This is a genomic window from Chryseobacterium sp. FG46 (assembly GCF_057809135.1).
The window spans coordinates 77646-101662 of sequence record NZ_JBMDJJ010000014.1; the positions used below are offsets into that span (position 1 = coordinate 77646).

General features: G+C 36.4%; 13 protein-coding genes. 4 read left to right on the forward strand and 9 right to left on the reverse strand.

What is annotated here, in order from left to right; genetic code table 11:
• Positions 1 to 73: 73 nt before the first annotated feature.
• Positions 74 to 256 carry a hypothetical protein gene (locus ACODR7_RS12330; protein WP_488839372.1) on the forward strand — a complete coding sequence of 61 codons (183 nt, stop codon included), beginning with the start codon at positions 74 to 76 and terminating at the stop codon, positions 254 to 256.
• Between the two features lie 153 nt (positions 257 to 409).
• On the opposite strand, the gene ACODR7_RS12335 is transcribed toward ACODR7_RS12330, so the two are convergent.
• The 9 genes from ACODR7_RS12335 to ACODR7_RS12375 all read right to left on the reverse strand — a co-directional run bounded on the left by ACODR7_RS12335 (position 410) and on the right by ACODR7_RS12375 (position 20934).
• Positions 410 to 790 (reverse strand): hypothetical protein, encoded by a 381-nt coding sequence (locus ACODR7_RS12335; RefSeq protein WP_488839374.1) that lies wholly within the window; start codon positions 788 to 790, stop codon positions 410 to 412.
• Positions 771 to 10997, reverse strand: coding sequence for a SpvB/TcaC N-terminal domain-containing protein (locus ACODR7_RS12340; RefSeq protein WP_488839376.1), 10227 nt, complete (start codon positions 10995 to 10997; stop codon positions 771 to 773). The genes ACODR7_RS12335 and ACODR7_RS12340 overlap by 20 nt, the downstream gene beginning before the upstream one ends.
• A 64-nt stretch (positions 10998 to 11061) precedes the next feature.
• Entirely contained in the window at positions 11062 to 13029 is a 1968-nt protein-coding gene (locus tag ACODR7_RS12345; RefSeq protein WP_488839377.1) for a DUF8202 domain-containing protein, read from the reverse strand.
• A 14-nt stretch (positions 13030 to 13043) separates the two neighbouring features.
• Positions 13044 to 15284, reverse strand: coding sequence for a S8 family serine peptidase (locus tag ACODR7_RS12350; protein ID WP_488839379.1), 2241 nt, complete (start codon positions 15282 to 15284; stop codon positions 13044 to 13046).
• Positions 15285 to 15392: 108 nt separating this feature from the next.
• Entirely contained in the window at positions 15393 to 16232 is an 840-nt protein-coding gene (locus ACODR7_RS12355) for a cell wall anchor protein (protein ID WP_488839380.1), read from the reverse strand.
• Between the two features lie 779 nt (positions 16233 to 17011).
• The gene (locus ACODR7_RS12360) at positions 17012 to 18211 is read right to left on the reverse strand and encodes a multidrug effflux MFS transporter (protein ID WP_488839382.1); all 1200 of its coding nucleotides are present in this window, start codon (positions 18209 to 18211) and stop codon (positions 17012 to 17014) included.
• 168 nt (positions 18212 to 18379) lie between these two features.
• Positions 18380 to 19201, reverse strand: coding sequence for an AraC family transcriptional regulator (locus ACODR7_RS12365; RefSeq protein WP_488839384.1), 822 nt, complete (start codon positions 19199 to 19201; stop codon positions 18380 to 18382).
• A 97-nt stretch (positions 19202 to 19298) separates the two neighbouring features.
• Positions 19299 to 20351 (reverse strand): thiamine-phosphate kinase, encoded by a 1053-nt coding sequence (thiL, locus tag ACODR7_RS12370; protein ID WP_488839439.1) that lies wholly within the window; start codon positions 20349 to 20351, stop codon positions 19299 to 19301.
• Positions 20352 to 20439: 88 nt separating this feature from the next.
• On the reverse strand, positions 20440 to 20934 hold the full coding sequence (locus ACODR7_RS12375) for an acyl-CoA thioesterase (RefSeq protein ID WP_047427802.1): 495 nt from the start codon (positions 20932 to 20934) through the stop codon (positions 20440 to 20442).
• A 114-nt stretch (positions 20935 to 21048) separates the two neighbouring features.
• Here ACODR7_RS12375 and ACODR7_RS12380 point away from each other — a divergent pair, with 114 nt between their 5' ends.
• Genes ACODR7_RS12380 through ACODR7_RS12390 form a run of 3 tightly spaced genes read left to right on the forward strand, consistent with a single transcriptional unit; the run spans position 21049 to position 24012 of the window.
• The gene (locus ACODR7_RS12380) at positions 21049 to 22251 is read left to right on the forward strand and encodes a BaiN/RdsA family NAD(P)/FAD-dependent oxidoreductase (RefSeq protein ID WP_488839386.1); all 1203 of its coding nucleotides are present in this window, start codon (positions 21049 to 21051) and stop codon (positions 22249 to 22251) included.
• Between the two features lie 32 nt (positions 22252 to 22283).
• Positions 22284 to 23582, forward strand: a complete 1299-nt coding sequence (locus ACODR7_RS12385; protein WP_488839388.1) for an alpha/beta fold hydrolase — start codon at positions 22284 to 22286, stop codon at positions 23580 to 23582.
• A 19-nt stretch (positions 23583 to 23601) separates the two neighbouring features.
• Positions 23602 to 24012, forward strand: coding sequence for an energy transducer TonB (locus ACODR7_RS12390; protein WP_488839390.1), 411 nt, complete (start codon positions 23602 to 23604; stop codon positions 24010 to 24012).
• The last annotated feature ends 5 nt before the right edge of the window (positions 24013 to 24017 follow it).

Here is a 24017-nt window from a genome sequence, read left to right on the forward strand (position 1 = left end):
AAGTTGCAAACTTTGCATACCTTAGAGAACTTCTAAGCTATCTAAATTGTTTAACTTTACTACAGACAAGATATTGAACTACGAGAATATCGTTCCCAAAGAGATTTCTATTGAAGATAAACCCGATTTTGAGAAGTTGCATTTGATTAATCAACTTGATGAAGATGATAAATCAATGATTTTTAAAATGGTAGACAAAATGCTTACCACCAAAAAATTTAAAGACTTTTTTAATAAAAATGTAGCCGCTTTATAATAAAAGCAAAACGCTAACCCGAAAAGTTAGCGTTTTGCTTTTATTTATTGGCACGAGCGGGACGCTCGCGCCAAGGGGGATATAAAAAAGAGGCTGTCTCAAAAGGACAGCCTTTTTTTATTGTGGCTAAAAGTCACAAAATTTACGCAACGGCTATTTTATTTTCTCATAATAGGTATCATCAGTATTTCTTAATTTAATTGTAAAAAGTCCCTCTTTTGCCATTGTTATACTTCCCCTTCCATCCACATTAGACAATTGCTCATCAGGATTTTTTATTACATAATTTAATCCATAAAAACAAACATTATTATGTTTCTTAGAATAATCCATTTTTCCAGACTGCTTAAATATTAATTTATTATTTTCATCATATACTTTTCTACTATATAATGTATCAATAATCTTAATAGTATCTTTCAGTTTTTCAAAATTTCCTACATAAGTCCCATTTATATTGTCCTTATACCCACAACTCGCAAGTGTGGATATAAGTCCTAAAAAAAATATTCTTTTAACGATTACTCCTTCCACGAATTTTATATTTTTTTTCTGTTACATTAATTGGTTCTACCCACATATAAAGTTGATGCGTAGTAGAGTAATCAGGATATTTCCAAGATCCGTTTTTACTTTTTGTTCGTTCAATATTATCTACTGGTAAATGAAGAAACCAAGATCTTTTATTTTTTTGATCTGTCATAATATATAAAATGTTATCTCCTAAACGGTACCATTCTACTCCTGTGGATCCCATCATTTGTTCCCACATTCTATGTCCAGATTCAAGATTCCAAATAATTGGAGTATAATTAATATAGACCCCTCCAAAATCACCGCCTTTTTCCATAAAATTGGACCTGCCTTCATAAGCAAAATTAGACTCATCAGAAGAAAGTTCTTGAATGGCTGGATGATTCCCTGAAAATAATGATCGTGTAGGGCCTGTTCCATCAAAAAACTCATCTGTAATTGTGTTCCAGTCTACACTATTTCCTCTTTTAGCAACATTTAAATTTATACCTGGGTTAAAATTTAAATTAATTTTTCCTGTGTTTTGATCTCTAACCCCAACCTTTCCTTTGTTTTTTCCATCTCTATAGATTAAAAAGTCTACCCCTATATCATCTCCGACATTGCTTATTTTTGTTTCTTTACCATTTTTTACCTCTATAACCCCTTTACTTTCCAAACCTAATGGATCAATAAACTTTATTGGATTACTAAAGGTATATTCGTATGGTGATCTTTCTGCGAATTTCTCTGCCAGCGGATCCACATTCAACCATAAACTCACCCTCGGATTATAATACCTAGCTCCATAATAGTAATACCCTGTTTCAGCATCAAGTTCCTTGCCATTAAATTTATATGGACTATTATTACTTGCCTTATTATGATTCTCTACAAAAACCTCGCCACTTGGAAAGTATTCTATATTCTGGGTTACTTCACCATCTGCTCCGGTGATATAGCTGCTGGAACCTAAGTGATCTGGGTGAAACCAATAGATCTGTTCTTCTTTTGGTCCTGTGTAATTATTGACACAACTTCCGGTATACCCCGCATTTTGACCATAATTTGGCGGTGGAGTAATGCTGTTCAGCTGCATGACATTCAGGCTGCTTTGGGTAGCGGTCTGCAGAATAGTATTGGATACATTCACCGGGTTTATCGGTGGGGTCGTTCCGCCTAAAGGAATGATCAGCCAATTACAATCAAACATCCCGATATTCGGGCTGGTTCCAATTTTACTTACGATTCTCTGGCTTCCTGCATAATAATGTTTGGTGTAACGTGGTGCTGTCGTTCCAAGCTGAGAATTATCAAATATAAAGTTTACCGTTACCAGTCCGTTAGGATAGATCGTTGCAGAATGAGAGGTATATAACGGCTGAGGCCAGGTGCTGGTTTGCTCTCCTCCTGTTCTAAACAGAACTCCTGAAGACAGGACGTCTTTTATAATTCTTTCACCCCCTGCGTCGTAGGTGTAGATTGCTGCTCCGTCAACTTCAGGAGTGGAAGGGTTGGTATCTACAAAACGTAAACGATTTTCTTCATCCCATTGATAAACAGTCTTTTCTTCTGCAAAAGTACATGTTTCCTGTGAAACAGCTGTTGGATTTCCTTTCGCATCATATTGATAATTCTGAAACTTAACCCCTGGATCGTCCGGATTACAGCATGTCGCATTCGGTACAATATTCGGTTCATCAATAATTCTTGATGGTGCATGCGGATGTGCTGCATTCTCATACTTATAATTCAATCTGTAAGAGGTGGGTTCTAATGCGGCCCAGTTATTATTGGTTGCACCGGTAGTCCATTCGTGCTTCTGGGTTTTGCTCATGATATTATGCATATTATCATAAGACATGGTAACCGTATAGCGATGGCGTTCTTCCTGCGCCTGGGTATTGATTCCTCTCCAGTTTCCTGAAGCAGAAGTAAGACGGTACAGGTCATCATAGCCATAGGCATAGTTTGTGCCTCCTCCTAATAATCCGTTGACAATAGGTGCGTTATTATGCACCTGCATCACATTGGAAATCACATCATACTGATAGGTATTCTGCATAAAGTACCTGCTGCTGTTTTTCGCATACATTTTAAGCAGCCTTCTGCGGTTGGTTTCATATTCGTAAGTAGTTTCCGTTCCGTTTCCGTTAGCCAGGTATACTCTTTGCTCAAATTTATCATAGCCAATTCCATTGATCATTTTATAATGATTTCCATCCTTATCAGAAGAAACATTATTCAGGTTACCGGCTTTGTTATATTTATAATTCACCACTTCACCATCAGGATAGATAATAGACTTCACACGGTTCCATGTATCGTACTTCCATTCGGTTCCAAACCAATACACTCCTGCTCCCGGCACCGCCACTGAACGTCTCTGGTAGGTAAGTTCTCCCAGTCTTCCGTATTTCAGGTACTGTGTTCCTGTAGCGTCTGTCTGATACCATAATCTTCCTACCGCATTATTATCCATCGCTGAAGCATCCAATGCGTTTCCGTAATAATATTTTACATTGTTTTCAGGATATAAAGGATAGGTAACTTCTTTGAGCCTTGAATAATCATATTTATATTCTAAGGTTTCATTAGCCGCATTGGTTTTGGAAGTCATATTATTGGCCGGATCATACTTATAAGTGGTAACTCCACTGTCCGGATGGGTATAAGTAATTCTTCTTCCCAAATCATCATAAACTGATGTTGTAATATTATTATTTACATCTTTTACCTGAAGGATCTCTCCTATAGCATCATGGGTGAATTGGGTTTTAATATCTCCGGTATTGGAAACTTCATGAACAGAGGTTGTTCTTCCTTTGATATCTGTAAAGGTTTTCTTAACGCCTCCCAATTCATCTGTGAAAATAGTTTCAAACATATTTCTTCCCTGAACATCCGTTCCGAAACCATACTTAATGGTTGAGAACAGATTTTCTCCCGGCAGTTTTGTATACACTACCCTGTCTAAAATATCATACTGACTGATGGTTGGCTCAATAGTATCTACGCCAGCATTATACAGCGTATTAGATGAGCTGACATTTTCCACCGTTGGGTAGTATGTTTTTAATGCTCTTCCGAACGCATCCTCTTCTACTTTACCTGTTACAATATATTTCAATCCCTGATTATGAACATCTCCGGTTTTCTTCACCTGAACGGCTCCTCCGAAACCATCTGCGATGGTAATGGTATTGATGGTGCTGTCCGTATATTCCGGGTCATAATGTTTCGTAACGGCAAAAGACTGTGCATTGGAAGCATTAAGCGGTGCATTGGTAATCGGGTTGTACTCGAACTTAATCGTCCACGGAATATTGTTAAAGAGTTCATATGGCCCGGTGATTTCCGTAGTTCTTGCTTTGGCGTCATATACATACTTCATAGGCTGCAGATTCATATCTTCAGTATAGGTAGGTATTCCGAAACGGAAGTCATACTTCGTTTTGCTGCTGTACCCAAAGGCGTCCTGAACTTTTACCGGATACGTTTTCACATTATCATCATAGGTATACTGATGGAAGAATCTTTGGTTCTGAGCATTTGCAGGCCCTGTAGATTTTGTTATATTTCCATAGGCATCATATTCAAAATCGTAAACTGAATAATTAGTCCCCTGGCTAAGAATGGTCATTTTTGAAAGATTTCCTTTGGAATCATACTCCGCTTTTTTCTCTCTGGTTACGCCCTGTGCTGTATTTTTCACAGAGGTAGGCATGATGATGTATAGAGATGGGTTAACTAATGTATAACCAATAGTGCTGATTAATGCTTCAGAAGCACCAATATCCAGGTCTCCGGTATCTTCTACCTTTATCGCATTTCCCCATTGGTCAAATGTCTTGAAGCTTGTGGATGATTTTTTTGATCCTGTTCCTCCTTCTGTGAAAAGAGATTCCACGTTGAGCAAAGCTACAAAACAAGCATAATTTACATTTAACTTTTCTTTTTCTCCGTATTGGACAACAAAATCAGTATTGGTGTTTTTTATAGTCCTTAGCCCATACTTATTCGTCTTCACAGTCCAGATTTTTCCGTTTACGTCAAGAAGCTCTTCTGAAAGCATTAATCCTTTTAAATAATAACTATCGTTATGGAATATTTGTCTTGTCTTTCTGTAAATTGTATTAGAAGAAGCTCCTCCCTGTTTGGTATCAATCTGATTCACCATAACCTGTTTGAAACCATAGAAAGTCCTTTCTCTACGGCTGTAAAATGGGCTTTCATAATCCACAGTAACTTTTGAAATATCCGGACTCAATGCATTATCTCCCTTAAATCCGTCGTTAGTAACTACGCTTTTCAAAACATATTTACTTTGAGGCATATCATAGGTATTCCCTTTCCTTTCATAAGAAACTTCCCATGAGCCTCCCATTGGAGTTGTCACTTTTTTCAGGAGGTTTGTAATACCGATTTGGTTAAGCTGAACAGTAACCTTATCCGTATCATCAGACGTTACAAAATCAGGATATCCATCTCCATTCATATCTTTAAATGTAGCATGAGACCTTGAAGTTGAATTGCCTTTTGAAACACCTAAAGTTACATTCAGCTTCAATCCGCTTACTCCTGCAACAATAGGAATAGGAATTAAAATCGTTCCTGCTGCATTTCCTCCAACACTGATAGATACATCTTTATGAATATCATTTCCATTTTGAAAGTTTAAGTTTAATGGAGTGCTGGACATTTTATCTCCTAAGTTAAGATATACTGTTGCGCTATTTCCTGCATACAAAACTTTATCTGCCAATCCATCTCCATTAATATCCACCAGCTCTTTTGTGGTTGTACCTGTATTAGAGCTAAAGTTAACTCCAAACTCAAAACTTCCTCTGAATAAACTGACTCCTCCGCCCAATCCAAATCCGTTTCCTACTCCTTCAGAAGTAAAATCTGTTCCCCAAGAACTATTCCCGGCAAAACTATTCCCCACATTTAGTGCAAAGCTATTTGTATTAAATTTATCCGGAAGACCGTCTCCATTAATGTCTAAGAATGTTTGCTTTGAATTCTCAGAAGAAGTTTCTCCATTTAACCCTACAGATAACTTTGTGGCAGCTACCTTACTGTCAACTGAACTACTTATTAAATTATCATTAAAGGCTCTACTATCAGATTTTTCTCCTGTTGTTTGTATAAAAGCCATTCTTCTGGATTCACCATGCACAAATGAATAACTTGACGAAAGTCCCGTTGAACTGGCTTTTGAAATTGACTGACTTCCCACGTTTAAAGAACTTCCTGATAAAAACCCTACCGGATATGTTATTTTCACATTGGTTTTATTGAAATCATCCGGGAATCCATCTCCGTTATAATCTAATACGTTTCGGACAGATTTAGCTTCAGAGAAAATAGTTTGTGAGAAGTTCACTCCGGCAAGTCCTGCACTAACTCCTGCACCTACACTTACACTTTGATTTTTCAACTGAATATTTGGTGCATTCAGCTCAGATCCTACTGCCTGGCTTAACGAATGATTATCAAAATTAGAATCTATATTATGTATTCCCAAACGTGAAGCATTGATCGTATTTTGAGAAATGTATATACTTGGATCAACATCTACCAATCTTCCCTTGTCGGTATTATTAACATTAGAATTGATCATTAGGAAGTAATTCTTCGATAATGATCCACCATTATCTACGATTGTAACATTTCCATTAGGATCAATGGTAGGATTATTAATGGTAGGGTTGGTACCTGGATCTGTGCCATATGCATTATTTAACTTCAAAAGTGTTTCATCCACTTTCATTTCAGCAACAGTACCTCCGTTAGCGAAGTTATTGTTGATGTCATAAGCTTCTACAATGGTATTCTTATTTAAATTATTTCCATTTAAAATAAACCCACCCCAACCACGATATAGTATTCCAAATCTACTGTCGTATTTATTTGAATTTAATGCAGATGTTGGTGTTTGTGAACTTAATATTGGTTTATGTGGCGGTGAGTTGGTAAAACTTATTATAGTATTTTCACTACCTGCATTTTCAATATATAGTTTTGTAAAAGCTGAAGGAGCTCCGCCAGGAGAAAATGTTAAAACAAAGGTATAGGTTCCTGGATTCAGCATTGTTTCCGAATACACAGGCATTCCCGATTGTCCGGACAAGGTTCCGTTAGGGAAATATGTATTGATACCAAGCGTAGCTGATGTTCCTGCAACATAATTTCCTAGTTGAAATTTCAGCATTGTAGCCTGGCTAATTACAATTGTTCCTGTTTGCTGTACTGTATTTGAACCTGATAACTGTACTGATAAGTTAGTCGGATTGTTTATATAATTAAGACCATTATTTATTAAAGTCCCGCTAATACTTGTTATGTTGTTTATAAAGTCCCTATCATCACTCCCCACTGTTGTTTCTAAATAGATGTTCTCATTTAAATCCTGAGATACTATAGTATATGGTGCACCAAAATTTGGAGTTGCATTACCGTTAATTACATTATAAACTGTTTTAGTTAATAATTTGTTTTTAGTTTTTGCTGAAATTGTAACTCTTCCACTTTTCCCATTGAAGTTGGGAAGAGATGATGCTTTTACAGAAATCTTTTTCCCCAGATCTCCAGATTGAACTGGGTAGGTTACAAAACTTCCTCTGTCATTATACATACTATATTCTACATGCAAGTAGGTCTTTTCTCCAGATGAAGTCTCAGTAAATTCAGGGATTAATTTAAATTTTGCCCAATCTATTTGAGTATCTGCGTAAACCTTTACGGATACTTTATCGTTCAGATTCAAATTTATAGGTGAGCCAATAACAGCATTATTATAAGTAGATGCTGATGCTATTGTCATTGGGTATTGAGCGTAATCTACATCATTGACCGTAAGAAATATTTTAGCATCATCAGACAATGGAATTGTCTTATCTAAGTATAAATTTAAAGTTCCTGCATTTCCAACAACATAAGGACTGGCCGCGGAATTCACAAAATCTTCCTGAGATTTGTATACTGACAAATCCCTGTTATCACTATCAAGATTCGGCAGGTTTGATGTTGAATAGGTAATTTCAGGATTCCATGTTACCTGATCTAATGTTCCATCATATTTAGAAGATACTCTAAAATAAAGTTTTTCACCTTTGCTAATATTAATTACTTGATTCGCAAAGGAATGCTGGCTATAGTCTCCTGCATTAATATTATTTACTAATGGATTATTATTCTTATATTGAAAAGAAATGGCAACACCGTCTGCTTTACTACAGTCTTCTTCCGGATTACATACTGTTTGGTTTAGCTTGAAAGTATTCTTAACCGTGATAGTTCCAGACTTTGGAGCTACCCATACACGTACAGCATCATGTAATGGATTCTGTTCCAACATCATTTTTTTCTCTGCCTTATCCTGATCATCAAATAATGAAATTGATGGTTGTGTGCCAATGGAAGTAACATTAATAGGATATGGCGTCAAACCGCTATTAGGATCAAATGAAGGTACATTTCCAACAATGCTGTTAAAGTATACTTTTCCATTTTTCACAAAGTCTACCAATCCATCATTATTAAAATCCATAAAATAAGATGACGTCGTATTGGTACTGTTAGAATAGTCGAATCCAAGGCTTCCTCCCCCAAAATTAGCATCAATTCCTACTCCCCAAGATGAGTTCTTAGATTTCCCTATATCCTGTAAATTTCCAACGGTAACCTGAGGACCAAATGCCTGAATCCCATTGGTTGCAGTTGCCAGGTTTTTAGAATAGGAAATAACCCCATTATTCTGATAGACTCTGTCTGCCAGATTATCCCCATCTATATCTATTAAGGTGATTTTACTTTCCGAGGTTGAGTTACTAATAGAGCCATGTGCCCCTACAGTTCCTTTTCTAAAACTAAACAAGCTCGTCTCACTTGTAGGAGGAGAGGATAAATTATATGCTCCTACACTAATTCCAAAATTTGTTCCTGTAGATTTACCCTGACTTCCTGAAAGCATAGTATATCCCTGAAGCAATTGTCCTGAAGAAAGTAAGCCTGGAAAACCAGCTTGATCTGGTGCCTTCCATGGTAGAGGTTTCCCAAACATATTTGCGGCATCCGGCGCTTCATTGTATTCTATTATGTTGGTATAAAAATCGGCACCTGAAGCATCTTTTTCTGTAATACTTTTTAATAAAGATTTTCTAAAAGTTTTATCATCACTTTTGTATCCAAATTCATAACTTCTCACATTTTCATCGCCATATTTAACGTCTATCTTGTTTAATCTTTTTGATTCAACCTGAAGAAAACCAAGTCTTCCGTTAATCTGGACATCTTCTCTTCCAGATGTTGTTGTAAATAAAACGCTGTATTTTTTTGCCGGATTCTGTGTAGTGTGTAATGTATAATCTATTTGGGAAATATGCAGTTCCTGCCCTCCATTTCCCGGAGTTCCTGTATAGATAGATTTATCATAATTATATTTTACATAGTTTCCATTGGTATCAATAGTTTTATACAATGCCCAATATCCGATATTTCCGTTAGCGTCTTTAAGAACCGCATTATCTTTTACTCCGGTTTCATCCCCTCCGAAATAAGATATTGTCCCATCTTTTGAAGTTATCACCCACACATAATTTGTAGGGTTAGTCCCTTTTCTTATAATCCTGTTATAAGCGCCCTCGATTCTAGGATAAAACTGTCTGTCTGACAGTCTTCCTTTTTCAAAGCCTTCGTTTCTGTTCGGCATCGCAAAAACACCAGGACTTACTTCAAAAGTCAGCTGTTCGCCTCCTAAAGAATAAATTTCAGTTTCCTTTCCGCTATCATATCTTGGCACTCCCCACCGGGTATCAATAGAAACGGCAGGTATCGACATATCCCATCCCATTCCCATCCAGCCATTTCCGCTTTCACTGCTATAACTTACATTTAATGAGGGCTGCATTCCTGCTCTTCCCGCAGGAAGTTTAATGGGAAAATTTGTGGTTACGCTTCCCATACTGTTGGGTGCAGGGGGAGCAATGCTTACAATTCCTTCTGAGGGGTTTGCCGCTTTTATATCTTTAATAGAATTGGGAGCATAGCTGCCTGTTTCAGGAGACTCAGGAACTTTCAGAATTCCGTTGACCATATCGGTGAAATGGGTGGTCTTTGAAATTAAAGCACTTTGCTGGTGATTCAAAGTATCTTTTTCCAAAGCAATCCATTTTTTTTGCTGCTTGTCAAAATAATAGGTTCGTACATCCTGTTCAGTATATCCGGTTGGGATCTTACTTTTATCATATCCTATTGCCACTTTTGCAGGAACCGAGAAATGCTCACCATGAGGAAGAAACCGATATCCTGCATTTTGTGAGGTTACATTCACCATTTCCGGTGACAAGGCGGGCATATCTATATCTCTGAGGGCAGTAATAGAAAAGCTTTCCGAACTCTTCAACGCTCCTTGAGGAATGACAAGCTCTGCCGAACCCAAGCTCATTTTTTCTGCTCCTCCTATATTCGCTATAAACTTTGAAATAATGGCAGCATTATATTTTTCATCAATACTTCCAAGATTTTGTTTTTTTTCAGAAACCCCTATTTGAAGATTCCTTACTTTATAGCTGTATTTCGACAGATGAGGTATGGTAAAGATAATTGTATTAATTCCATGACGAACAGAACTTACCGATATAGGTTCTGACTGATGCATCCATCCTTCACCCTTTTGAAGGTTATTTCCGCCTGCCGCCAATTCATCATTGACAACTTTACTTACTTCTTTATAACTCGCGGCTCCATATAAATCATATTCTAGGGTATATTGGTAAGCTGGATTGATTTTTTCATTTAGCGAAATGGTAAAGATATTATCATACACCTGGTCTATCGGATGATCTGCATCTGTTCCGATAATTCCTTCTTTAATATCTGAAAGGTAATATCTTGTTTTCCCGGATGTTCCTGCATGAGCAATATCATTTTCATGTAATGTGGTAATTGCAGGAGCTATATTGGCTGGTTGAATTTTATTTCCGTGTCCCGTTTTTCTCTTTGGATTAGAAGAGTCTGGTATATCTTTGCTTTTTTCCGGCTCTTTATTTTTAATCTTTCTATCCGGAGAGGATGATACCTCCATAATAGGAGTTACATGGTCTCCTTTATTCAGAAAAATTGAATTGGCATGAGCGTGTAATTGAGACCAACAGGTAAAAAATATAATTGAATTAAGCAATTTTGTGTTTTGTCTCAAAACACTTAATAGTGGCTTTCTCATTATTGATGTGTTTTTTTTAAACCCAAGATTTTCTGATGATTTTCAGGAAACCTCAGATGGCTATTTAGCTGGTTACGATCAGTTTGAAAACTTTAATTTCTGATGAGGTTTTTACAATAATCAGATATACTCCTTCTGTTGGTAAAGTATCCTGGATTTCATAATAATCCTTACCGTTATCCTGAATGACTTTTACTAATCTTCCGGAAGCATCGTGTATTTTGATATCAACGTTTTCCTTTTTATCTGAAACAATTCTAATGGTGAAAGGCTGTCCTTTCGGTACCGGATTAGGATAAATCCCAATTCCGTTTTCTCTTTTTCTGGTTACTTTTACTGTATCTGTTTTAATACAATTATCCGAGGTTGTTACCGTTACAGTATATTCACCCGGTTCATATACAGATATCGACGGAGAATTACTTGTAAAGCCGTTATCAGAAGTCCATGAATAGGCTGCATTCGGATCTGTAATCTGGGAAGATGCATTAAACTGTGCGGGATTTCCTGAGGAAAGGGTCACATCAGGTCCCAGATCTAAGTTGATCGAATTGAAATCATTTACGGTAAAGTCATAAGAAGTCACATTATTATCCGCATCCTTAATATTAAGATGATAGTTACCAATTGTTAAATTAGGAAATGATATTTGTGACGTTTGCACCGTAATGTTCTGTGATGTTCCATTTCCGGAAAGCACAACATTAAAGGGAGCTTTTCCTCCTTTTATATTTAAATCAAGTGTCCCTTTTAAAATGGTACAAGTAGGCTGAATCAAATCATACACGGAAAGGATTTTGTCTCCTAAAGCAAATGAAAACACATCAGTTCCGGAGAGATCTTTGTCAAAAATCACATCTTTGAAATAGACATTCTGCTGTCCGTCAATGTGATCCATCGGATAAGCATCCATATTGGCAGAACTGAAATTTCCCTGTCCGGTTTTATCCACCAAAAGCCACAGCTTTTTATCTGCAGGGATCTGCGTAATGATATTTTTAATCGAGAAAACCACTTCTGTAGGAATGGTCTGAGAGGTTTCAGAAGTATATCTTATTTTCCATTTTCTTTTCAAAAGTCTATACCCAAAAGTAATATTATCCAATTCCAGCGGCTTTTTATTATCACCCCAAATCAAAAAACTCTGATCCGGGAACTGAGCATCATTGGACCTGTTATTCAACGCTAATTTTTGGGCTGCAATGACCAGTCTTTTTTCTTCTGATGAACTGGTAGCCTGCTTCTGATATAAATCTGAATATCCATCTCTGGCTATTCCTGTAACTCTTGCAGGATAATCTGTAAAATCTTCCTGTTTCCAGATTTTTTTATTTTTAGAACTTAAATATTCTGTATAAGGCATTGTAATGGCATATTTAACAGCCATATAGGAATTTACCCTGTTTCTTTCGTTCTGGGTAAGTATTTTTTTATATACAAAAAACTCAGGAAGCTTTCCTTTGAAATTCTGCCATTGATGACTTCCGGCGTCTTTGCCAACATACATAGATGAAAGCCCTGTTTTTCCGATCACTTTTGTAATCTTAGTTGAAGGCATTCCGAATTTAGAATATAGGCTGAATGATGCCAATGTATCAATGGTAGCAGTATTGATGTAATTGATCTGATCATTATTATATCTGAACACATTTTTCGTTCCGTAAAACAGTTCTTTTTCATCAGTATTATCCGTTGTAAACAGTGCTGTTTCAACATTTGCTGTCTTGTTTTGATAAGCGGTAAAAAAGTTCAGCTTATCCATTGTTTCTATGACAAAAGGGAACTTCAAAAAATCATCTGTCCCGTCAAAATTTAAACATTCATTATAATTAAGTAATGAATAAGTGGGCTTATTAACTGCTGTTAAGGCCTGTATTTGATGCTGATTACCGCTATAATCCTGATACAGTAAAGAAGGAGTCTGAAGAGAATTGGTTTTATACCAGACTCTTATACCACCTACCCCGCCGGGAGACTGGGCATTTGATATGCAGGCCAGTAAAACGCTGAGGACTGTAAATATTTTTTTCATGTATTGAGCGTTTTTTATTTTATAATGAGTTTTTTGGTTTCCTTATATTCATCAGTGTCTATTGAAATCATATAAATTCCTTTAGAATAATTCCTTGTATCTATTGTCTTTATAAACTCTCCTTTGGGAAATTGAGTTGAACTCTGTCTAGTGGATATCAGCTTACCTGAAGCGTCGTACACAGAAATTGTAATTGCTGATTCATTCTTTAAGAAGAATCTGATATTCACTTCTTCTTTTGCTGGATTTGGAAATAAAGTAAAATGATCAATTGCCGAAGAATTTTCTAACACCGAAAGAACCTCTGTCCCAACCCTTTGCTGTGCCCTGTATGTAAAGACAGAAATAACATCAAAACATGGTGTTATAAAAGCATGAAAGTCCGTTCCCAGCTCAGCATGAAAGCCAGGAATTAAAACAATATCCTTTGAGGCAATATATTCAACATTCTGTACTGGTGCTATAACCTTATTACTTGCAACAATTTGTTTTGCTAAAATTGTTTGAGTTGTCGTAATATTATGTGTTGGATTTACTAATGTTTTCAAATCTTCTTTGTAACAGAAATCGACATTTGAAACTACAATTGAAAATGCCTGATTTCCATTTGGTAACAAAGGAGTTGTATTTGTCTTTGGTGAAACAATAATTTTATAAGTTACTTTTTCAGGATTTTTAATATCAACTCTTTCAATAGTATCTACATTGTTTGTTGATGTATTGGTAGCGGCTCCCGTCAGATTGCTCATTCCTCCTAATTTCCATGGGTAGTAAGTACTTTCCGTTCCATTAGCATTTATTTTTACGATCTTTAAATCCAGATCATTAACTACGTCCGGATTGCTGAAATCTACTATATTATTTACAATATTTCCCTGAGGGTCTGTCCATGAAATGGTAGCAGATAAAGGCTGAGAAGTTTCATAAGGAACTACATACAGAGTATATTTATTTCCCTGATTTAAAGTAACTTCTTTTATTAAAGTCGATTTTTTTTCATTATTAATAATTCCCTCAATATTATCATGAATGGCTTCAGATGCTCTTTTTGCATCCACCAGTCCCCAGCCATATATATAATCCGGTCCTTCAGAACCTTTATCATTTGCAGTATGAGCAAGCAATGCGCGTACTGTGGAAGAACGCATATAACTTTGGGAAGGACTTACAGATTTATAATACTGTTGAAGCAGTGTGATAATACCTGAAACTACAGCCGCTGAAGAGGAGGTTCCCCTATAAGTACCATATGCAGCGTCATAAGTTTCAATGGATGAATACATATTTTCTCCGGGAGCGCAGATATCGGGTTTTATTCTTCCATCATCCGTAGGTCCATAGCTGCTGAATGATGAAACATCAAATGCTTCATCAGAATTCATGTTCACATTTTTCTTTGCTGATGCCACAACCAAAACATTTTTGGCAATTCCTGCTCCTTCAAGTAAATCATATCCGTTTTTGATAGAAACCTGAGGCACAATGGCAGGATCTATCTCCCTTGCATTTCCCGCAGCTTTTACTATTTGCAGATAAGGTTTCAGATACATCAGATTATCCCAGGATTGTGCAGTCATATTATATTTACCAAACTGATACGGCTGAAGATACATAGGATCAAAACCATAGCTGTTATTGGCCACTAATACCCCATTGTTTCCCGGCACATAAGCCTCTGACAGCATTTCATTAACATCATTATTCCAGTCATAAGCATTGATGGCAGCCCCATAAGCGATTCCCCTTGCATCCGGATCTCCGTTATTTCCCGCAAGTGTTCCTGCTATATTCGTACTGTGCCTCGAAATAGTTTGATTTTGTAAAGCATCATAGCTTATCTTTCCTGCCAATAATTCGTGTGATGTTCTTGGCTTTGAATAATCCCACTGCCCTATTTTCATACCACTTCCGGTGATATTGAGCCCTAAACCACCACCGGTATAAAGATTGTCTGCTTTTGTCATCTTTGCAGCACCCGCATTAAGAGTAGTGTAATACATGGGTCTCTTATTTTCATCTGACCCTATAAGTTGTTTTTCATTCCCGTTTGCGGAGATGAATTCTTTATGTCCTAAGCTTTTAAGTCTTTGAACTTCTTTTTTTTGATAGTCTTCATATTGACTGATTTTATTTTTAAAAGCCAATAGGTCTCTTTCTTTTTGTTTTGCCTTTATGGTATCTCGTATTTGAGCTTGGGATAACAGAAAGAAAAAAACAGAAGCTGCCAATATAGATTTATGATAGATTTTCTGCATCTGATATAAAATGTTTCAGTTGGATTAAAGATTCTGTATTATGAAAAAATACGCAGTGCTCTAGTCGGCAAAATGTATCCTCATAATTTCATCAACGTTCCGGATCTCTTATCTGGATACCGTACCCATTTTTGTCTTAAGGTGTGCATTCTCGGCTCTAAGCTCCTTCACTTCTTTGTTTAATTGAATGACGTATAACGTAAGTTCTTCAATTTTCTCCAGAAGCTTTGCATCCATTTCTCCCAGATTAATACCGTTTTCCTTCACTTCTTTAGCAGACGGAATATTGGGTAAGTGCCCTTTTTCTTCAATATGCTTTTCAACTGTTTCCAAACTATTAAGTTTATAATCTCTGTTGAATACGTAGTCGGCCCAGCCATTTGCAGCAGGACTTTCAACTTTGACTTGCTCTGCCTTTATCCCTTTTCTTACATAGAAAATATAATTAGGGTCATTATCATACTGATCTGTACCTACTGTTACTTTTCCTGTATTGAATACAACAAGATTACTTTTATGAACACTATCTGAAAATTTTATTTTTGTAATTCCCGATGAGTTAGGAGTAGTTACATCCGAATTAGGATCAATTGCATTATTGTTTGGCATATGGAACTCCATATTTCTGCTGTTCAGATTCCTCATTACAATATCAGACGCTGTAGACCAGTTAGATGCACAATGATCACAAAGCACACTCGAAATTTCTAATCTTCCACTTGCCGTCCCTGTTGCATTAACATTTCCTATCACAATACCATTACCATAGGGACCTGAAAGAAACCTCAGCCTTTCCTTGTTATTAGTTTTAAAGACAAGGTCTTTATCATCAATTGTACCTATAAAATTGGTCGGAGGATTTGTGCCCGAATTTCCGGTTATATTCCAGGATTGGGAAAAATAAAAATTGGAAAAAGAGGCTAAAGCCAATAATAGCATTTTTTTCATTATCTATGTTTTTGTTGATAATTAAATTATAATATATATTTCTCTTTTAGAGAATTAGGTAGTAATTCAGGTGGATTTTTTTACTAGTAATAATTCAAATTGATTACAATCTGACCACTAAAAAGAAAAAGTTTTTATTAAATAAAATGATAAAAGTCTCTCCGCTAATATTGATCATTAGGGATGAAACAGGAAGAATCAACAATCCTATATTTTTAGACTGATATGCATTATCTGATCTTCGGAACAGCTATCCTATGTGTATAAAATGTCTGAAATCTTCAAAGTTAAGGCTTCATTAATGGCTTCAACTCGTAAGATCTGCAGAATATTTTAAATTTACATCATTGTCCAATTTCATGGCAATTCTAATTTAAAATATCCTTATTTTTTGGTCTTATTTATTTTTATTACCAAAATTATAAGCATCTTGTCCCGAAAAATTCGTGAAATCTGTGGATATGAAAATCCTGAAAAATCCCCACTATGAGATTTGTTGGTGGAGATAGTAATTTGTTTTCATCTGTTGGTTTTATTTTATTTGTGTTTTTATATCGTGAAATTAAATAAAAATATCTTACATGAGGGAAATATTTTTGTAATAATATATGCATAGCATAATATATGAAAATACTAAAATGTCCTCCTCTTCCGGCGGCTCATGAAAACATCTCTTTTATTAATTCCTGTACCCTCATATGAGAATAAAGTTCGTTTGAATGAAGGTCATCAAACATCATTTATTACTAATACATTTTTTATTTCTTTATATTTTCAATTTATTTTTTACTCTTTTTTGTTTTCTTAGCAATATGATACCCGAACCACACTGCAATCAATGCCATTGCAGAACGTGTTACCACCATCGGAATAATAGAATCCGCTTCCAAAAAGCCCAGCAGTGCTGACATTAAAAATGTAACCATCAGCTGCATAAACCCAAGTAATGCCGCAGCGGTTCCTCTTCCTTCCTTGAAAGGTGATAAGGCATGGGCAGACGTGATGGGAAACAAAATACCAATAGCCAGCAATGACAGATACAGCATAGCAATTTCCAATGCTACAGAAAGGTTTTCAGCAGCAATCAGAATATGAAGTGTACATACGATCAGCAAAACAATGGTAGCAGCGAATAAAAGGGTGGCATTGCTTATTCTTTTGATCAGTTTGGGCGTAATATAAGCAGCCGTTATCAAGGCCAATGAGTTGAAGGCAAAAATAAAACTGAATGTACTGCTCGAAAACCCATGGATCTCCATGAATAAAAACGGAGCATTGGAGATGTAAATAATCAAAGAAGCAAACGCAATGCTTCCTACCATCGTACTATTGATAAAATCTCTGTTGGAAATGATCATTTTCAACTGGTCTTTTAATCCTTTTTCATCCAGTATCTCATCATCAGAAAGATTAATTCTGGTATTGGTTTCCGGTACATATTTGTAGACCATGAAAAATGTGATCAGTCCCATGATACATAAAAAAGCAAAAGAACTGTTCCAGCCCCAGAATTTAAGAAATACACTTCCCAGTAACGGGGCTACAATGGGTGCAATTCCACTGATCTGCGACTGTTGCGAAAAGATAGTGACTGCTTTATGCTTATCATACAGGTCTATAATGATTGCTCTTCCTATCACAATCCCGGCGCTTCCTCCGAACGCCTGCACAAAACGCATCGCCCATAATACATAAATATCCGATGTAAAGTAGATGGCTGTAGCTCCTATAATGAAAAGTAAAAGCCCACAGTACAACATGGGTTTCCTTCCTTTTTTGTCCGATAAAGGACCCCATAAAAGCTGTCCGAAAGCAAATCCGGCAAAGAACACCGAAATAGATATCTGAATATGCCCGATATCCGTTTTAAAGATTTCGGCCATGCTTGGGAAAGCGGGAAGATAAAGATCTATACTTAACGACTCCAGCGTGTTGAGCAGTGCAAGAATAAACACTACTATACTTAAATTCTTCTTCATAAATAACGATAAGCCTTCGCAGGCGATTTTTTCAGCTGCAAAATTGCTGTAAAAAGCATCGTTTTTCAATAAAAGAACTGAAGGAAGTATAGGACAAACTGAAGATTAAAAATGCAATAAAAGATAAAAATATTATTTTAACCCTATTATTATGGTAAATATTGAGGATTATCTTTTTTCATTATTCTTAAAATTATCAGGATTCCGACCTGTATGTTTCTTGAAAAACCTTGAAAAATATGAAGCATCGTTAAACCCGAGTTTAAAAGCAATTTCCTTCACCGTGAGTGCTCCAAAGCTAAGCTCTCTTTTAGCCTCAAGGATAATACGCTGAGAAATCATCTTTTTTACAGTCGTTCCTCTCAAAATACGCACAATATCATTAAGATGATGGGTACTTATCTTTAACTGATCGGCATAAAAACCAGTCTCTTTATGCACTATATAGTGTCTGTCAATAAATCCCACCAGTTCCTGAATACGCTGGCGGTCATTCAATAAAGGTTCCTGAGGGATAATCTGCTCCCCGATGATGATGCAAAATGCTTTCAGATAAGCCTTTAAAAGGTCTGTCCTGGAAGCTGTTTCATATTCCTGCTCCATCAGTGATATGATGGTACTGCAGGTTTTTTCATTTTCCGGATTTAAAAAAAAGGGAAGCTCACCTCCGTTAAGTACTGATTCGATTTCACATACTTCGTTGAAAATTTCTCTGCTTATTGCCATTGCATAGCCTTCTTCTCCTTCCAGTTTCATATTGAATGCCTGTCCGGGTGCAATGATGCAGATCTGGTTGTTTTCAAGTTGATAGCTTTCAAAATCCAGTTCTAAGCGGCTGTTTTCATACACTTGTCTGAACCAGATAATTTCAAAAAAATTATGCCGGTGAACATCATGAAAATTTTCAGGACCTGCTGCACTTAGTGTACTCATCTGAAATTCTTCAGAAGTCAAATGGTGAATGGGGATTTCTTTTTCAGGCGTAGTCATCACTAAAGTGTAAAATAATTAACTGGAAACAAAAACCACAGCAAAAAAATGCTGCGGTTCTCTTACAATATTTAAAACTAAATATAATTTTTCGGTTTTATTGGTTTAAAAAAGCATCCCATCCCTGAGCGGTGAGCGCTATCAGCTGGTTAGATCCTCTTGCTACCATAAAGTTCCCATCTTCTTTTTCTACGGCATGTCCTATAATAGTAAAATCCGGATGGTTTTTAATTTTATCAAAATCACCCGGTGAAATCGTGAACAGAAGTTCATAATCTTCACCACCGCTTAAAGCAGTCATTACCGGATTTAAATTCATTTCATCTGCCGTAGAGATGGTAAGATTATCCAATGGAACTTTCTCTTCATACAATCTGAAACCTACCTTTGACTGATCTGAAAGGTGAAGGATTTCTGAAGCCAGACCATCTGAAATATCAATCATAGACGTTGGTTTAATATCCAACCCTTCCAGAATTGTTTTAACATCTGTTCTGGCTTCAGGCTTCAACTGCCTTTCAAGGATATAATCATAGCCTTCCATTTCAGGCTGCATATTCGGATCAGCAAGATAAACAGCGTGCTCTCTTTCCAGAATCTGTAAACCCATATAGGCTCCGCCTAAATCTCCTGTTACTACAAGAAGATCGTTTGGTTTTGCTCCGCTTCTTTTTACGATATTTTCTTCATTTTCAATTCCTACAGCCGTAATGCTCATGACCAGCCCAGAATTGGAACTTGTGGTATCTCCTCCTATCAGATCAACTTTGTATCTTCCGCAAGCAGCCTGAATTCCGGAATAGATTTCTTCTAAAGCTTCTACAGGAAAACGGTTGGATACCGCAAGGGAAACCAATATCTGTGTAGGTGTCGCATTCATCGCAGCAATATCACTTAGGTTCACGACCACCGCTTTATATCCTAAATGCTTTAAAGGAACATAGCCCAGGTTAAAATGTACTCCTTCCGCCAGTACATCTGTTGTAAGAACTACTTTTTTGTTGTCCGGATTAATTACTGCCGCGTCATCTCCTACTCCAAGTTCTGAAGATTCATTGGATAAAGGAAAATGTTCTGTCAAATGTTTAATAAGACCAAATTCTCCTAATTTTGAAATGGGCGTCAGCTCCTGTGATTTATCTTCAAACATAAATTTCTTTTTATAAGTGATGATTGATAAATGATAATTGATATTCATGAATACAGATTTTTATTCTGCATCAACCATCATTCATCATTTATATATTAATTTCTGCCGGGTCAATATTGTGTGGGTGGAAAGGAAACTTTTTGAAGTCTTCTTTCGATAATACAACAGTATCCGGGGTTTTATATTTATTCATTGCTTCCACTACATCATCCGGTGGAGTGGTCATTTTTCTAAGCATCATATCAATCCATACCCCTGTAGCTTCTGCTGTAGCGCAGTGCATTCCGTCCGGAGTATAGAATTTGTGTACGAAACGGTAGATGGAAGAATCCTCTGCACATCCGTCTATTTCAACACTTACAATGACAATCTGATCTGCATAGATTTCTTTGAAGAAAGAATATCTTTCATGCAGGATTACCGGGCCTATTCCCCATCTGCTCAGCTGGGTAACTCCCATTTTCTCTTTAGTCATAAAAGCCATTCTGGCTTGTGCACAATATTGTACATAGGATGAATTAGCCAGGTGCTTGTTGGCATCAAGATCGCTCCATCTTACTTCAAATTTATGGTAGAAAATCATTTGAAAATCGTTTTTGGGTATTATAAAATAATAATCTTCAAAAATACTCAAATAAGATGGTTTATAAAAATTGTACTTTTGAAAAAATAATCTTCCGCATAGGATTACATATACATGAAACAGATCATTATTATCGGAGGCGGTGCTGCAGGCTTTTTCTGCGCATCTAATCTTGACGAAAAGAAATATACCATTACGATTTTAGAGCAGAACTCAGATGTCCTTCAGAAAGTTAAAATTTCCGGAGGCGGACGATGCAATGTGACTCACGCATGCTTTGATCCAAGGGAACTTGTTCAGTTTTATCCCCGTGGAAACAAGGAACTGCTAAGTGTCTTTACTAAATTTCAGCCCGGTGATACAATGGAATGGTTCGATCAGCGTAACGTTCCTTTGAAAATTGAAAATGATAACAGAACTTTTCCTGAAAGCAACTCTTCCCAAACGATCATCAATACTTTTCTGAATGAAACTCAAAAGAAAAATGTCACTGTGCAGACAAAATGTACGGTAAAAGAGATTGAAAAACAGGATACAAAGTATATTGTGAAAACCAATTCCGGAGATTTTGAAGCAGATTACATTGTATACACAACCGGAAGTTCTCCAAAATCGTTGAAAATTATCGAAAATCTCGGTCATAAGATTGTAGACCTTGTTCCTTCCCTTTTTACATTCAATATTAAAGATGAATTGCTGAAAGATCTTCCTGGAACCAGTTTTGAAAACGCTGGCATTTCAATTCCAAAGCTTAAAACAGAAGAAAGCGGACCATTGCTTATTACGCATTGGGGTCTTTCCGGACCGGCTGTTCTGAAAATCTCTGCGTGGGAAGCGATAAGCCTGGCAAAGTTGAAATACAACTTTGAAATTGAAGTGAATTTCGTTTCTGTTGAAATAGATGAAGCGGAAGAAATGTTCCAGAATTTCAAGCAAAGCAATCCTAAAAAAACGATCGGGCAATCTAAGATCTTTGATATTACCAACCGATTCTGGCAGAAAATTTTAGAGAGTTCTAAAATTGATCTTCATAAACAGGTGGCTAATATTTCCGGAAAAGAGATGCAGAAAATACTGGAAAATCTTTGTAGAAAAAAGTTTCAGGTAACCGGAAAATCTACTTTCAAAGATGAGTTCGTAACAGCTGGAGGTATTGATTTAAAGGAAATTAACTTTAAAAACATGTCTTCAAAACTACTTCCTAATTTCTATATCGCCGGAGAAGTTTTGAATATCGATGCCGTGACGGGAGGATTCAATTTCCAGGCTTGCTGGAGTGAAGGATGGCTGATTGCACAGGATCTCAACAGCTTGTAAAAAAATTATTACTTTTAATAAAAACTAAATACATGAAAAAAAATTTCGCCTTTTTCTTTTTATTCTGGTTCTTTTTAGGATATAATCAGGAAAGAACAATTATTTCTGACTGGACTTCCTTTACACAAGCTGTCAATGTAGAGAATAAACCAAACTGGAACTTCCGTATAACGGCAAAAATCAGGAAAGATAATGAGGATAATGGTTCCAATTGCGGGCTATGGTGCAGAATAGACAATAAAGACGAGTCTACTAGTTTCTTTGAAAATCAATATTACGGAATCAAAGTTACCCATGAATGGAAACCCTACGAAATAAAAGGAACCATCAGCCCCTCTGCGAAGACCATGAATATTGGTGCATTTGCCCAAAACAACGGTGATTTTTATTTTGACGATTTTAAGCTGGAAATCAATGATGGAAAATCAAAAAAATGGATTGAAATCCCTCTGGAAAATTCAGGTTTTGAGAAAGATATTACATCCGGTGGCTGGTTTGAAGGAATCCATTCTCAGAACATAAAGCACGTAAAACATTTTACCATTGAAGCTTCGGATTATAAGCCATTCAGCGGCAATAAGTCATTACTGATCAAGGGGCATGACATTATCGGTACAATGCCGCATGGAAAATTTATGGATGTTAACGGCATCAAATTGTATTATGAAGTTTATGGAGAAGGTGAACCCGTGCTTATGCTTCATGGCAATGGCCAATCTATCAGTGCCTTTATGAACCAGAAAGACACCTTTGCTAAAAAATATAAAGTCATCATTGTAGATTGCCGTGAACGGGGAAGGTCTACTTATGACAAAACGAAAGAACTTACTTTTGATATTCAGACAGAGGATCTTAAACAGTTTTTAGAGAAGCTGAACATCAAAAAAACAAAAATTCTTGGCTGGAGTGACGGAGGAATTCTTGCACTGTCTATGGCAATGAAATATCCCGAAATGGTAGACAAAATTGCCTGTTCAGGAGCCAATATTTTTCCGGAAGGAGTCAAAGATCATGATTTAAAATCCATGAAAGAAATGCTCGTGAACCTTACTAAAGACAATAAAGACCACAAAAATGATATCTTTATTGATCTTCTGAATCTGGATTTGAAGTATCCTCAATGGAAGTATGAAGACTTGAATAAAATTCAGTGCCCATCATTGATTATTGCGGGTGATAAAGACCTTATAAAAACAGAGCATACTGTAAAAATAGCAGAATCGATACCCAATGGGCAATTGGCTATTATACCTAATTCAAGCCATTATGTTCCTGAAGAAAAACCGGAATTGTTTAATGAATTAGTGATTGATTTCTTTGAAAATAAATAATCTGAATACAAAATAAACTATGAAAAAAATAATAACCTTCGCTTTGTGTCTTGGTTTTGGACTCGCATTTTCTCAGGTAAAGGAAACTGAAACTCTACCGGCTAAAGATCAGTCTGAAGAACCTGTTTTGTCAAAAGACATAAAATCTGCAGAATATCCTGGAGGACTAATGGCACTTCGAAAAGATATTGCTGACAAAATAAGAATGAGAAGAATAAAAGGTAAAGGAATAATCACTGCGAGGGCAAAGTTTACAGTTAATATTGAAGGTAAAATAGATGGCATCATAGTAACCGGAGATAATGCCGATTTCAATAAAGAAACAGAAAGAGCTTTAAAGTCTTTGAAAGCCCAATGGAAACCAGCAAAATCCAATGGTATAATTGTCCGCAGCTATTATACCTTTCCTCTTAATATAAACTTTGAATAACGGAC